The sequence below is a fragment of the Streptomyces sp. NPDC003077 genome (assembly GCF_040611095.1).
Lineage (GTDB): Bacteria > Actinomycetota > Actinomycetes > Streptomycetales > Streptomycetaceae > Streptomyces.
In genome coordinates this window covers 41,061-54,984 of the sequence record NZ_JBEXNM010000061.1, presented here as the reverse complement: position 1 = coordinate 54,984, position 13,924 = coordinate 41,061, and the positions used below count along the sequence as shown (strand labels likewise).

Annotated in this window: 11 protein-coding genes; 7 read left to right on the top strand and 4 right to left on the bottom strand. The window is 72.7% G+C overall.

Features of this window, described 5'->3' with window-relative positions:
• Positions 1–107: 107 nt before the first annotated feature.
• Positions 108–1,127, bottom strand: a complete 1,020-nt coding sequence (locus ABZX96_RS30075; protein ID WP_355550467.1) for a helix-turn-helix domain-containing protein — start codon at positions 1,125–1,127, stop codon at positions 108–110.
• Positions 1,128–1,493: 366 nt separating this feature from the next.
• Between ABZX96_RS30075 and ABZX96_RS30070 the strand changes: the two genes are divergently transcribed.
• The 5 genes from ABZX96_RS30070 (at position 1,494) to ABZX96_RS30050 (ending at position 9,348) form a co-directional block, all read left to right on the top strand.
• Complete coding sequence (locus ABZX96_RS30070; RefSeq protein ID WP_355550463.1) at positions 1,494–3,968, top strand: SpoIIE family protein phosphatase; 2,475 nt, start codon at positions 1,494–1,496, stop codon at positions 3,966–3,968.
• A 149-nt stretch (positions 3,969–4,117) separates the two neighbouring features.
• On the top strand, positions 4,118–4,840 hold the full coding sequence (locus tag ABZX96_RS30065; RefSeq protein WP_355550461.1) for a class I SAM-dependent methyltransferase: 723 nt from the start codon (positions 4,118–4,120) through the stop codon (positions 4,838–4,840).
• A gap of 177 nt (positions 4,841–5,017) precedes the next feature.
• Positions 5,018–5,851, top strand: coding sequence for a M55 family metallopeptidase (locus ABZX96_RS30060; RefSeq protein ID WP_355550459.1), 834 nt, complete (start codon positions 5,018–5,020; stop codon positions 5,849–5,851).
• A complete protein-coding gene (locus ABZX96_RS30055) occupies positions 5,844–7,184 on the top strand; it encodes a M20/M25/M40 family metallo-hydrolase (RefSeq protein WP_355550457.1) in 1,341 nt (446 codons plus the stop codon). The genes ABZX96_RS30060 and ABZX96_RS30055 overlap by 8 nt, the downstream gene beginning before the upstream one ends.
• A 163-nt stretch (positions 7,185–7,347) precedes the next feature.
• The gene (locus tag ABZX96_RS30050; RefSeq protein WP_355550455.1) at positions 7,348–9,348 is read left to right on the top strand and encodes a prolyl oligopeptidase family serine peptidase; all 2,001 of its coding nucleotides are present in this window, start codon (positions 7,348–7,350) and stop codon (positions 9,346–9,348) included.
• Positions 9,349–9,462: 114 nt separating this feature from the next.
• On the opposite strand, the gene ABZX96_RS30045 is transcribed toward ABZX96_RS30050, so the two are convergent.
• Both ABZX96_RS30045 and ABZX96_RS30040 read right to left on the bottom strand, forming a co-directional pair.
• On the bottom strand, positions 9,463–9,678 hold the full coding sequence (locus ABZX96_RS30045) for a ferredoxin (protein ID WP_355550453.1): 216 nt from the start codon (positions 9,676–9,678) through the stop codon (positions 9,463–9,465).
• A gap of 25 nt (positions 9,679–9,703) precedes the next feature.
• The gene (locus ABZX96_RS30040) at positions 9,704–10,894 is read right to left on the bottom strand and encodes a cytochrome P450 (protein WP_355550451.1); all 1,191 of its coding nucleotides are present in this window, start codon (positions 10,892–10,894) and stop codon (positions 9,704–9,706) included.
• 722 nt (positions 10,895–11,616) lie between these two features.
• Between ABZX96_RS30040 and ABZX96_RS30035 the strand changes: the two genes are divergently transcribed.
• On the top strand, positions 11,617–12,390 hold the full coding sequence (locus ABZX96_RS30035) for a 4'-phosphopantetheinyl transferase superfamily protein (protein ID WP_355550449.1): 774 nt from the start codon (positions 11,617–11,619) through the stop codon (positions 12,388–12,390).
• 358 nt (positions 12,391–12,748) lie between these two features.
• Positions 12,749–13,315 (top strand): GNAT family protein, encoded by a 567-nt coding sequence (locus ABZX96_RS30030; RefSeq protein ID WP_355550447.1) that lies wholly within the window; start codon positions 12,749–12,751, stop codon positions 13,313–13,315.
• A gap of 178 nt (positions 13,316–13,493) precedes the next feature.
• Here the strand turns inward: ABZX96_RS30030 and ABZX96_RS30025 are convergent, their stop codons facing one another.
• Positions 13,494–13,859 carry a DUF6204 family protein gene (locus ABZX96_RS30025; RefSeq protein WP_355550445.1) on the bottom strand — a complete coding sequence of 122 codons (366 nt, stop codon included), beginning with the start codon at positions 13,857–13,859 and terminating at the stop codon, positions 13,494–13,496.
• Positions 13,860–13,924 lie beyond the last annotated feature (65 nt).

Genomic DNA, 13,924 nt, shown 5'->3' with positions numbered 1-13,924 from the left:
CACCGCCGTACAGCGGCCCGCGATACGGCCGTGCCGCCGTACGGCCGCCCCGCCGGAGAGCGGGCCGGCCGTACGACGCGTCGCCAGGCCGTCGACGGTGCCCGACGCTATTCGGGCGGGGCGGTGTGTTCGATGGACTGGACACCGAAGTCATGGTGAATTCGAACGCTGCCCTTACGGACCGCCCCGGTTGCCCCCTGGTCGCCTTCGCATCCGTGGTGCTCGGTTCCGCCGTCCTCCGCGCGCGTCCGTACGCCCATCGTCCCCGCGTCGTCCCCGGCGCGCGCGTGCCCCCCGCCGTCCGCGGCAGCACGGCGGAAGTCCCCGGGGCTCAGGCCCGTCTCGCGGCGGAAGAAGCGGCAGAAGTACGCCGGGTCGCTGAAGCCCGAGCGGCGGGCGACCTGCGCCACCGTCAGCCGGGTGCTCGTCAGCAGCCGTTTGGCCTCGATCGTCTGCGCGTGCCGGATGAGCCGCCCCGGAGTGCGCCCGGTGCCGCGCTTGACGGACTCGGTCAAATACCCCACCGAGACGCCCAGTTCCTCCGCGTACGACCGTGCCGTGCGCCCCGCCGCCCCCGGCCGCGCCAGCAGCCGTACGAACTCCTGCGCCACCATCTCCGCCCGGCTCGGCGCGGCCTCCGGCCGGCGGCCACCGGGCAGCCGCAGCGCCCGGGTGAGCAGGATGTGCAGGTACGCCTGGAGCACCGACCCGAAACCCTCGGACCGTTCAGCGAACTCGCGCATCATGTCGCCCACGAGCGCCGTGCACCGCGCCGCCTCCTGCGGGTCCAGGCTCATCCACGGCCGCTCGCTCAACGTCGCCAGCGCCTCGCGGTCGGAAGGGTGGGCGAGCAGGAAGTCGGCGGTGAACAGGATCACCCAGCCGTGCAGCTCCCGGACGCGGTCCCAGTAGTGCACCTGCCCGGGGGCGATGACGGACAAGTGCGGCGGCCGGAGCGGCCATCGGGCCAGGTCGATGACGTGCGTGCCCTCGCCCCCGGTGACGTAGACGATCTCGTAGAAGGTGTGCCGGTGGGGGAAACCCGCCCGCGACAGCGGGCCGATGGTGTCGAACGAGCCGATGGCGAAGGGCAGGGCGTGCGGCGCGGGCACGTCCAGCCGGTGCAGCGGCACGGGATCGTCGATCTGGAGGTTGCCGTTCGGTGGCGCGAAAACGTCCGGCGCGGGCCCGGCCACGCGTCCATTACGCGGCATGGGTGTCCGCCCCTCCCGTATGGGGCGTCCGGCATCGCGGCACCGGTTGCCGCCCGCCCCGCTTCCGCCCGTCCCGTCGCCGTTCACTGCGTCTCGGCACGTCTTCACCATACGAACGGCCGCAAGAGCGTACGAGGGGCCGCGGGAGAGCGGCATCATGGCCGGAAAGCCGTCCTGTGGGCGCACCCCCTACTTCCGGGAATGCGCCACACGGCGTCGTGTCGCGGTCGTACCGTGGTAGCGGTGGGACAAGATCCGGGTACGAAGGAGCAACCGCCCATGGAGCGTGGCCCGTCGCACGGCGACGACAGGGTGGGCGCGGTGCCTCAGGTGCCGGCGCCACGGGAGTCCGTGCCCGGACGGATACCGCTCGCCGTCGTCCTCGTGGACGCCGACGGACTGGTCTCCCACTGGAGCATCGGCGCGCGCAGGCTTTTCGGCCCCAGCAGGGAGGAGGCGGTGGGCGTGCCCGCCGTCGATCTCATGCCGGTGTCCGGCGCCCTCGGCGAGGACAAGTGGCGGAAATGGGGCGACGCGCCGCCGGAGGCCGACGACGGCCACGGACCGGGGCTGGAGGCGTCGTTGGGCGGGGAGACCTCCTACGCCACGGCCGGCCGGGCGCGGATGGCCGACACCCCGCGCGGCACGGTGGACATCCTGTGGTGGGCCTACCCCCTGGTCGGGCCCGGCGCCGAGCGGCTGCTGGTGCTGGCCGCGGACACCGACCAGCTGCACGGTGAGGGCGAGGAGAACGAGCGGTACGCGCCCGGGTTCGCGCTGCACACCGACTTCCCCGGCGCCGACCGGCTGGCGCGCCAACTGCCGCACATCCTGCCGAGCATGAGCCCCCAGGAGAGCGCGCGGATCGTTTCCCAGGTGCTGGAGCTGGGCTACCCGGTGCTGGAGATCAGCCAGCAGGAGCGCTACCCGGTCACGCCCGACTGGGGTGTGCCGCGCCGGGTCGAGCGCCGGGCGCGGCTGCTGCACGCCGCCCGCTCGGTGGACACCGACCCGCAGGCCGCTGCCGCCGCGGCGGCCGAGCTGGAGTCGGACCTCGAATACGCCGCCGTCAGGGAGCGGCTGGAGTTCCTGAACGAGGTGAGCGGCCGGATCGGCTCGTCACTGGACCTCTCCCAGACGATCCGCGAGGTCAGCCAGGCCGTCGTGCCGCGGTTCACCGACGTCGCGGGGACGTACCTGCGCGAGCAGGTCATCGCGGGCGAGGGGTTCCCGGACGGGCCGCCGGACGCGACGACCATGTGGCACCGCGTCGCGGTCGAGCACAACGACGAACCGGGCCGCTGGGACGACGTGGTGCCGGTCGGCGAGTCGATGCCCTTCCCCGTGCACACGCCGTTCTTCCAGTGCATGACCACGGGCCAGCCCGTCCTGGTGCCGAGGATCAGCGAGCAGATGGGCAACGCCATCGCCGCGCAGTTCGAGAAGCGCGACATCAGCCCGCTGATCAACAACCGGTCGCTGCTGGTCGTGCCCCTCAAGGCGCGCAACGTGGTGCTGGGATTCATGATCCTGCTGCGGCACCCGGAGCGCGCGGAGTTCAACGACATGGACCGGGTCACGGGCGCGGAGCTCGCCGCCCGGGCCGGGCTCGTCCTGGACAACGCCCGCATGTACACGTACCAGGAGAACGTGGCGGAGACCCTCCAGGACAGCATGCTGCCGCACATCGCCCCCAGGATGGCCGGCTGCGACACCGCCACCCGCTACCTGCCGGGCACCCGCCTGGGCCGGGTGGGCGGCGACTGGTTCGACACCATCAAGCTCCCCGGTTCCCGCACCGCCCTGGTGGTGGGCGACGTGATGGGCCACGGCCTCAATTCGGCGGCCATGATGGGCCAGTTGCGCACGGCCGTGCAGACCATGGCGGCGATCGACATGGATCCCGCGCAGCTCCTGCGCGGGCTGGACGACCTGGCGCAGCGGCTGGGCGACAACTACCTGGCGACGTGCCTGTACGCGGTGTACGACCCGATCGGGCAGCGGCTGACGATCGCCAACGCCGGGCACATCCCGCCGGTGCTGGTCCGGGCCGAGGACGGCCGCAGCGAGCTGCTGGAGCTGCCGACCGGCGCGCCGATCGGGGTGGGCGGGGTGCCGTTCGAGGCGGTCACGCTGCCGGTCGCGGCGGGTGACCGGCTCGTGCTGTGCACGGACGGGCTCGTCGAGGTGCGCGGCGAGGACATCGGCGTGGGGCTGGCGGCGCTCGCGGAGTCCGCGGCGCACCCGGCCGCCTCCATGGACGACGCCTGCGACACCATCATCCGGGCGCTCAACGTCCGGGGCGGCCGCAAGGACGACGTGGCCCTGCTGATGGCGCGCCTGAACGGCATCCCGCCGCAGGACGTGGCCGACTGGCGGCTGGCCATCGACCCCCGGGAGGCGGGCCGCGCCCGGCGGCTGGTGCGCGAACAGCTCGCCCGGTGGGGCCTGCGGGAAGCCTCGGAGACCGCCGAACTGCTGGTCAGCGAGGTCGTCACGAACGCGGTGCGGCACGCGCACACCCAGCATGTCCTGCTGCGGCTGGTGCGCGCGGACGCGCTGCTGTGCGAGGTCTCGGACGACGACCACGCGCTGCCGCAACTGATGGACGCGGGGCCGACCGCCGAATTCGGGCGGGGGCTGCGGGTGGTGAGCCGGCTGGCGCGCGAGTGGGGCACCAGCCGGACGGCGACCGGGAAGACCGTGTGGTTCGAGCAGTCGCTGCCGGGGACGGGCGGCGCGCGGGTGCGGTGAGGCCCGGGTCCGCGGCGGCGGGCGCACGGCGTAGGGGGAGCGCGCGACGGCGCAACGGGCGCGCAGGGGCGTGCGCCCGGCCCGTCCGGCCCGGGAAAGAAACGGTGCCGGGCTTGCGGGACGGCCCGCCGCGGCAGTAGCAATTGGCCATGAGCGCATCCAGCCACTCTTCGCGGGCATGGGAAGGCTTCTGGCGCGACGCGCCGAGGGGTGAGGGCGAGGTCTTCTGGGACTCCGACGCCTCCCTGACGGCCGAGCTCCACCTGCCGCTGTTCGCGCCGCACTTCGACGCGGCGCTGCCGGTCGTCGACCTGGGGTGCGGCAACGGCACGCAGACCCGCTTCCTGGCGGGGCGGTATCCGCGCGCGATCGGCGTCGACCTGTCGGCGGCGGCCATCGAGCACGCCCGGACCGAGGACGTGGCGGGGGTGGCCGAATACCGGCAGCTGGACGCGGCGGACGGCGCGGCGGTGCGGGACCTGCACGCCGAGTTGGGGGACGCCAACGTCTACCTGAGGGGCGTCCTGCACCAGTGCGAGCCGGCGGAGCGCGAGCGCATCGTGACGCACCTGCCGGTCCTGCTGGGACGGCGCGGGCGGGTGTTCGCCGTGGAGCTCGCGGAGGGCGCCAAGGCCGTCATGATGGCGCTGGCGCGGCGCCCGGAAGGCCCGCCGGGCAAGCTGCGGGCGGTGTTCTCGCACGGCATCGCGCCCGCCGGCATGGCCGATGCGGTGATCCCCGACCTGTTGGCCGCGCACGGCTTCCACGTCATCAGCCGCGGCACGCTGCCGCTGACCACCACGGAGTACGGGGCTGACGGCGTGCGCATCGAGCTCCCGACCAACTGGCTGGTGGCGGAACCGGCCGTCTGAGCCGTTCCGGCCCCGGGCCGGTACCGCCACGCGGCGGGGGCACGACACCGCGGTGATCCGGCGAACTCGCTGGTGCGAGCCGGTCGGCCGAGGGGTATTACTCCATGAGTGGAGTAGACCTCTGCGGTTATCCACAGGCCTGTCCGACTCGACCGGGAACGCGTACCGTTTCGACACATGAAGATCCTCATCTCCGCGGACATGGAGGGCGCCACCGGCGTGACGTGGCCGGCGGACGTCCTGCCGGGCACGCCCCAGTGGGAACGGTGCCGAGCGATGTTCACCTCCGACGTCGGCGCGGCGATCGCCGGGTTCTTCGAGGGCGGGGCCGACGAGGTGCTCGTCAACGAGGCGCACTGGACGATGCGCAACCTCCTGCTGGAGCGGCTCGACGAGCGGGCGCGGATGCTCACCGGACGGCACAAGTCCCTGAGCATGGTCGAGGGCGTCCAGCACGGCGACGTGGACGGCATCGCCTTCGTCGGCTACCACACGGGCGCCGGCACGGAAGGCGTCCTCGCCCACACCTACCTCGCCAACTCCCTCACCGGCGTGTGGCTGGACGGAAAGCGCGCCAGCGAGGGGTACCTCAACTCCCGCGTGGTCGCCGAGTACGGGGTCCCCGTGGTGCTGGTGACGGGGGACGACCGGACCTGCGAGGACGCCGAGGGGTACGCCCCCGCGGCCCGGAAGGTCGCCGTCAAGGAGTACGTGTCGCGGTACGCCGCGGTGTGCCGGCCGCCGGCCCGCACCGCCGCGGAGATCAGGGCGGGGGCGCGCGAGGCGGCGGTCCTCGCGATACGGCAGGAACCGGTGCGGCGCGGACCGCACACCTTCGAGCTGGAGTTCGACGCCGAGCACTTGGTGGGTGCGGCGACCTGCGTCCCCGGTGTGGAGCGCACGGGAGAGCGCCGCGTGGCATACACGAGCCAGGACATGTACGAGGGCATCCGCTGCTTCAAGGCGGTCACCACCGTCGTTTCCTCGGCGGTGGAGGAGCAATATGGCTGAGCACGCCGAAACGATTGACCGACCGGCCCTGGACGAGGTGGTGCGCTTCACCTCCGACCTGATCCGCGTCGACACCACCAACCGCGGCGGCGGCGACTGCCGGGAGCGGCCCGCGGCCGAATACGTCGCCACGCGGCTGGCCGAGGCCGGCATCGAGCCCACGCTGCTGGAGCGCTCGCCCGGCCGTACGAACGTCGTCGCCCGCATCGAGGGCACCGACCCCGGCGCCGCCGGGCTGCTGGTCCACGGCCACCTGGACGTGGTGCCCGCCGACCCCGCCGAGTGGAGCGTGCACCCCTTCTCGGGGGAGGTGCGGGACGGCGAGGTGTGGGGCCGCGGCGCGATCGACATGAAGAACATGGACGCGATGGTCCTGGCGGTCGTCCGGCGGTGGGCGCGCGCGGGCATCAGACCCCGGCGGGACATCGTGCTGGCCTTCACCGCGGACGAGGAGGCCAGCGCCGTCGACGGGGCCGGCTTCCTCGCGGACCACCACCCGGAGCTGTTCGACGGCTGCACCGAGGGCGTCAGCGAGTCGGGGGCGTTCACCTTCCACGCGGACGGCGGCCTGCGGCTGTACCCGATCGCCGCGGGGGAACGGGGCACCGCCTGGCTGAAGCTGACCGCCCGCGGACGGGCCGGCCACGGCTCGAAGGTCAACCGCGCCAACGCCGTGAGCCGCCTCGCCGGCGCCGTCTCGCGCATCGGCGAACACCGATGGCCGGTGCGCATCGCTCCGACCGTTCGGGCTGCGCTGCTCGAACTCGCCACGCTGCACGGCATAGAGGCCGACCTCGACGCGCCGGACTTCGACGTGGACGCGCTGCTGAACAAGCTCGGCCCGGCCGCCGCGCTGGTGGCGCCCACGGTCCGCAACAGCGCGAACCCGACGATGCTGGAAGCCGGTTACAAGGTCAACGTGATTCCCGGGGACGCCGTCGGCTATGTGGACGGCCGGGTGGTTCCCGGAGGCGAGGCGGAGTTCCGCACGACTTTGGACCAGCTCACCGGGCCGGACGTGTCCTGGGACTACCACCACGGGGAAGTGGCGCTCCAAGCCCCCGTGGACGGCGCGACCTACGGGGAGATGCGCGCCGCGGTCGAGCGGTTCGACCCCGAAGGGCACGTGGTGCCGTACTGCATGTCGGGCGGCACGGACGCCAAGCAGTTCTCCCGGCTCGGCATCACCGGATACGGCTTCTCCCCCCTGAAGCTCCCCGAAGGGTTCGACTACCAGGCGCTCTTCCACGGCGTGGACGAACGGGTGCCCGTCGAGGCGCTGCACTTCGGCGTGCGGGTCCTGGACCACTTCCTGATACACAGCGCGGGCTGACCCGCCGCACGGCGGCGCGGGCCCAAGACGACGCCCAGGACGACACGGCGCAAATGGCACCCCAGTGACCGCACCGGTCCGGCCGGACGGCGGGGACCGCTTGAAAGACCGGCACGGCGTGCGACAGGCTTGACGGCTTCCACGCCTAAGGAGGAACACCACCATGGTGACCACGGCCCCCTACGGAGCCTGGCAGTCCCCGATAGACGCCCACTTGGTCGCCGCACACGACGGGCGCCCCGAATTCGTGGGCGTGGTCGGCGACGAGGTGTGGTGGACGGAACCCCGCCCGGCCGAAGGCGGCCGGCGGGCCCTGATCCGCAGGCGTCCCGACGGCACCACGGAATCGGTGCTGCCCGCCCCCTGGAACGTCCGCAGCCGGGTCATCGAGTACGGGGGCCTGCCCTGGGCCGGCACCGTCACCGACGACGGCCGCAGACTGATCGTCTTCTGTCACTTCGCCGACCAGCGGCTGTACGCGTACGACCCGGACGGCGGCGCCGCACCCCGGCCGCTCACCCCCGTCTCGGACGTCGGCGGCGGCCTGCGCTGGGTCGACCCGGTGCTGCGTGTGGAGCAGGGCGAGGTGTGGTGCGTCCTGGAGGAGTTCACCGGCGAGGCGTCCACCGACGTCCGCCGGGTGCTCGCCGCCGTCCCCCTCGACGGCTCGGCGGCCGAGGACCGCGGCGCCGTACGGGAGCTGACCGACGACCGGCACCGCTTCGTGACCGGGCCGCGGATCTCGCCCGATGGGCGCCGGGTGGCCTGGATCGCCTGGGACCACCCGCGGATGCCCTGGGACGGCACCGTCGTGCTGCTCGCCGAGATCACGCCCAAGGGCACGTTCACCGGCGTACGGCCCCTGGTCGGAGACGTGGACGAGTCGGTGGCGCAGGTCGAGTGGGCCCCGGACGGCGCACTGCTCTTCGTCTCCGACATCAGCGGCTGGTGGGAGCTGCAACGCCTCGACCCGGACGCGGCCCGGGACGGCGTGGTGCCCAGCCGGGGGCTGTGCCGGTCCCGGCAGGAGGAGTTCGGCGGCGCGCTGTGGCGGATCGGGCAGCGCTGGTTCCTCCCCCTGGAGGACGGCATGATCGCGGTGATCCACGGTCGCGGTTCCACTTCGCTGGGCATCCTCGACCCGGTCACCGGTGAACTCGTCGACGCGGCGGGCCCCTGGACGGAGTGGTCCTCCACCCTGGCCGTGCACGGCAGCCGGGTCATCGGCATAGCGGCCAGCCCGCGCACCTCCTACGAGATCGTGGAACTGGACACCTGCACGGGCCGGGCCCGGGTCATCGCCGCCCGGCACGTCGACGCGCTCGACCCGGCGTACTACCCCGAACCCCAGATCCGCACGTTCACCGGCCCGGACGGCCGGGACATCCACGCCCACATCTACCCACCGCACAGCCCCGACCACACCGCGCCGGCCGGCGAACTGCCGCCGTACGTCGTGTGGGCGCACGGCGGGCCGACCAGCCGCGCCCCGCTCGTCCTGGACCTGGAGATCGCCTACTTCACCTCGCGCGGCATCGGGGTCGCGGAGGTCAACTACGGCGGCTCCACCGGGTACGGGCGGGCGTACCGCGAGCGGCTGCGCGGGCAGTGGGGCATCGTGGACGTCGAGGACTGCGCGGTCGTGGCCGAGGCGCTGGCCGACGAAGGCACGGCCGACCGCGCCCGGCTGGCGATCCGGGGCGGCAGCGCCGGCGGCTGGACCACCGCCGCCTCCCTGACCTCCACGGACCTCTACGCCTGCGGCACGATCAGCTACCCGATCCTGGACCTGGTCGGCTGGGCGGCGGACGAGACCCACGACTTCGAGTCGCAGTACCTGGAGTCCCTCGTCGGCCCGTTCAGCGAGGTGCCCGACCGCTACCGCGACCGTTCGCCGCTGTACCGCGCGGACCGCGTCTCGGCGCCCTTCCTGCTCCTCCAGGGGCTGGAGGACGTGGTGTGCCCGCCCGTGCAGTGCGAGAGGTTCCTCGCGGAGATCTCCGGACGCGGCATCCGGCACGCGTACCTGGCCTTCGAGGGGGAGGGGCACGGTTTCCGGAAAGCGGAGACGATCGCCCGCGCCGTGGAGGCGGAGATGTCGCTGTACGCCCAGACGTTCGGGATCACGCGGACGGACATCCCCACCGTGGAATTCACCAAGTGAGGCCCCTGGGGCCCGCCGTGAGGGCGGGCCCCAGGGTCGCAAGGCTGCCGCAGGTCGTACAAGGGCCGGCGGCCTGCGGCTTCCGCCTTCCGGGCGCGCCGACTCCGTGCCGGGTCAGCCGGCCGACGGACCGTCCGTCACCGTGATCGCCTGCACCGGGCAGGCGTGGGCCGCCTCCCGCGCCAGGGGATCGTCGGAGTGGCCGGTGGTGCGGGTGCCCTCCGGGAGGAGGGCGCTGAGTCCGTCGTCGTCCTGAGTGAAGACCTCCGGCGCGTTCAGCACGCATTGGCCGGAGCCTATGCAGAGACCTCGATCGATGTCGATGTTCATGCCTGTTTCCTCTCCGCCCCTCGCCCTACCACGCCAGGGGCAGTTCGATCATGCCTTGCAGGGTGTCGCCGGGTTTGAAGGGGATCTCGGCCGCGGGGGCGGCGAGCCGCAGGCCGGGGACGCGGGCGAGGAGCGTACCGAGCGCGATCTCCATCTCGGCGCGCGCCAGATGCTGGCCCAGACACTGGTGGATGCCGAAGCCGAAGGCGACGTGGTGACGGGCGCCGCGGTCCCAGTCCAGCGTATCCGGCGCGGTGTACGCCGATTCGTCCCGGTTGATCAGCGACGTGGACAGGACCACCCCGTCGCCCGCCCGGATGGTCCGCCCGGCGATGTCGATGTCCTCGATCGCCACCCGCAGCAAGCCTTCGGCGATGGACAGGAACCGCAGCAGTTCCTCCACCGCCGTCGGGACCAGCGACGGGTCCGCGCGCAGCGCCGCGAGCTGTTCCGGATGCCGCAGCAGCGCGAAGGTGCCCATCGAGATCATGTTGGCGGTGGTCTCGTGGCCGGCGATCAGCAGGATCACCGTCAACCGCATCAGTTCCTCGCGGTCCATCCCGCCCGTCTTCAACTGATCCCGGATGAGTTCGTCCAACAACCCCTCGCCCGGACGCCGTTCCCGTTCGGCGATCAGGTCCGTGAGGTATCCCTCCAGGTCCTCGCGTGCTTTCTGCGCGAGCTCCGCCGTTGGAGCGGTCATCAGCGTGCGCGATCGGGACTCGAAGAACTCGTGGTCGGCGTACGGGATTCCGAGCAGCGCGCTGATGACCATGGAGGGGACGGGCAGCGCGAACGCGGACACCAGCTCCGCCGGCGGTCCGGTTTCCAGCATCGCGTCCAGAAGGCCGTCGACGACCTCCTGGATCTGCGGCCGCAGCGCGGCGGTGCGTTTGAGGGTGAAGCTCGGGATCAGCATCCGCCGTTGGGCGTTGTGCTCGGGGTCGTCGACGCCGAGCAGTGGTGTCTTGAATTCGAATGCGCGGGCGAGGGTGAAGCGGGGGGAGATGATGGGGAAGCCCGGGTGCTGCCGGTCGCTGGAGAGCCGGGGATCGGTGAGGAGGGCCCTGGCCTCGGCGTGCCCGGTCACCATCCAGACCTCGCGGCCGTCGTAGAGCGTGACCCGGGTGATCGGTTGTTCACCCGCGGACCGGTAACCGGTGGGCGGGTGGTAAGGGCAGGTGCGGTCCTGGGGGAAGGGCACAGCTTCTGTCATGGGGGAGCCTCCCAGAGGGCAGAGGAGCCGAGTGTTGCCGATCTCCACTCCATGCCCCCTACACGTGGACTGTCTACGCGCAGACCGGCCACATCCGGCCGCCCCGCGGTGTGCCGCTCGCCGTTCCGGTGCCGCGGCATCGGGCCCAGGCCGCGGGGCCGTTGACCAGCCGCTCTCCGTGGTGCGGGGGAGGGCGTCCGGGTCCTGTGGGGTGGCGGGCCGGGTACCGGTCGGGGAGTTGGCCGCCGAGGTGGTGCTGCCCGGTATCGGGGTGGCCGAGGTCCTTCCCTTACGGGTGTTCCAGGAGGTTCCCCTGATCTGCCCGGGACGGGGTGTGTCCGCGAGGTGGGATGGGAAGATCACAGTTGCTCCCGCGGTACGGGAAGCCGGGTGCCGGACAGGTGCGGTGCCGGACGTCGAGCAGGTGCGGTGCCGGGCACTGGACAGGTGGGGTGCCGGGCGCCGGTCGGGCGTGGCGCCGGCGCCGGCCAGGTGCGGTGCCGGGCGCCGGTTCCGACGGACGAATGCCGTCGGGCGCGTGAGCGACACTTGCGGGAGAAGTGACCGGAGCGAGAGGGGAACAGCGGATGACCACGGGCGAGATCGGCGTTCCGGGCGGCGGGCGGACAGCGCCGGAGTCCGAACGGCCAACCGGGGCTGAGAGGGCCCCGCGGAGACCGGATGGCCCACCGGCTTCGGCGTCCGGTGCGGCCCGCGCGGCCGTGACGCCCTCGGCCGTGGCCGGCGGCCGGGTGCCGCTGGCACCTCACCTGTACGCCGCCGGCAATCTGCCCGGAACTTGGCCGGACGCCTTGGCCGCCGCGTCCGCGCACGGGGAGGCGACGGGGGCCGGAGGCGGACGGGCGGAGCCCGCGGCGCTGGTGTGGCTGGTGCGTACGGAGCCGGGCGCGGGGCTGGGCGATCTCTCGGTGCTCGACGAGGAGGAGCGCCGCCGCACTGCCGCCTTCGTCCGGCCCGCCGACCGTGACACCTACGCGACCTCGCACACCGCACTGCGCCGCCTGCTCGGGGCGCTGCTCGGTCTCGATCCCGCCGCGATCCCCTTCATACGGGAGCCGTGCCCCCGCTGTGACGAGCCGCACGGCCGTCCGGCGGTGGCCGGCACACCGCTGCACTTCTCGCTGTCCCACACCCGCGACCTGGCGCTGATCGCCTTCGCCCGGACGCCCGTGGGCGTGGACATCGAAGGGCTGTCGAAGCCGGAGACGGTCGACGAGGTGGCGAGCGTGCTGCACCCCGAGGAGCGCGCGGCCCTCGCCGCGCTCCCGGCCGCCGAGCGGCCCGCCGCCTTCGCTCGTTGCTGGACCCGCAAGGAGGCGTTCCTGAAGGGCGAGGGCACCGGGCTCGCCGGAAACCTGATGGGAACGACGGTGGTGGGGACGGGCCCCGAGCCGGTTCCGGTGCGGGGCTGGGAGATGGTGGATGTGTCCGTGCCGAGCGGTTACGCGGCGGCTTGCGCGGTCGCTCGGGGCTGAGGGGAAGGGGGCGGCTGGTTCCGGGGGAGGAGTGCACGTGACGGGGGGAGGAGTGCGCGTGAGTCGCTGGTGAGGGTGCTCGCGGGGCTGGCGCCGGAGCGAAGGGCTGCGTTGGGGCGCGGGGTCTCCGGGGCCCGGTCGTCGGGTGCGGCCGGGGAGCGGTGTGCGTGAGCCGTTTGTGAGGGTGCTCGCGGATTGGACGTGCCCCAGGGGGCGCGTGGCGGTGACGCGGGGAGCAGGGGACGGGGAGTACGGCGAGAGGGGGTAAGGCGTACGGCGAATGGGGGAAGTGGCGCTGGTGACCGGCTCGCCGGTGGGAGACCTGGCCAACCATCCCGGTACTTCATACGATCTTCCGGTGGCCGACGACTTGTACCTTGCCCGAGGGCCCCGGACCGGCATTCGTCCCTTCGCGGAGTCCGACCGCGCGGAGTTCACCACCGCCGCGCGGGCGAGCCGCGACTTGCACCGGCCATGGCTTGCTCCGCCGGCCACCGACGAGGCGTACGACGGGTACTTCACCCGGCTGCAGGAACCGTCCCGGGCGGGCTTCCTGGTCTGCGAAAGTGACGGCGGCCGGATCGCCGGCTACATGACGATCAACAACATCGTGTACGGGGCGTTCCGTAGCGGGGCCGTCGGTTACGGCGCGTTCGCGCACGCGGCCGGGCGGGGTCTGATGAGCGAGGGGCTGCGCCTTCTGCTGGGGCATGCCTTCGGCGCGCTGGAGCTGCACCGGCTGGAAGCCAACATCCAGCCGGACAACAAGTCGTCGATCGCCCTCGTCAAGCGGGCCGGTTTCCGGTTGGAGGGCTTCTCGCCGGACTTCCTCTTCATCGAGGGAGCCTGGCGGGACCACGAGCGGTGGGCGATCACGAGCGAGATGCTCACCGAGGCGACCTCGGAGCCGCCGGGGTCCCGTTGAGCGCGGGGTGAGCGCGGGACGGGCGGTCGGCGTGCCTGTGGGCCGCTCGGGACGGGACGGACGGGCCGCCGGGCGGGGCACGGCGTGGGTGCTGCGGCCGGCTGGGTCGGTACTGCCGACCGGGGCGGTGCTGCCGCGCCGGGTGAGGGGCGCGAGTTCGGCCGGACCGGGGGCGGGCTCAGCGGCGCTTGCGGTTGATCTTCATGGTGTCCATGTCGGTGGCCGTCGAGCGCAGTTCGCGGTAGCCGTATCCCGCGGCGGTCAGCGCGAGTTCCGCCTTCTCCTCGGCGAGTGCCGCCGCCATCTCCTCGCCGTCCGCGGCGTCCGAGACGATCTCGTAGCGGTAGGTGAAGGAGCGCAGTGGCGCGTCGTAGGAGAGGGAACCCTCGGGCGTGAACCGGTGCTGTGCCAGGCCGTGGTTGTCGACGTCGGCGAGCAGGCGCTCCGTGGCTTCCGCCGACAGGCCGTCCCACCTGCCGCGGACGATCACCCGGTAGGTGTGCCGGCTCTCGTCCGGTCCGGGCTGGACGGTTTCCGCTGCCATTGCTTTCCCGCCTGCTTCTGCTGTTTCGCGCCTTTTTGATCACTGTTGGTGATCGGATGGCGATC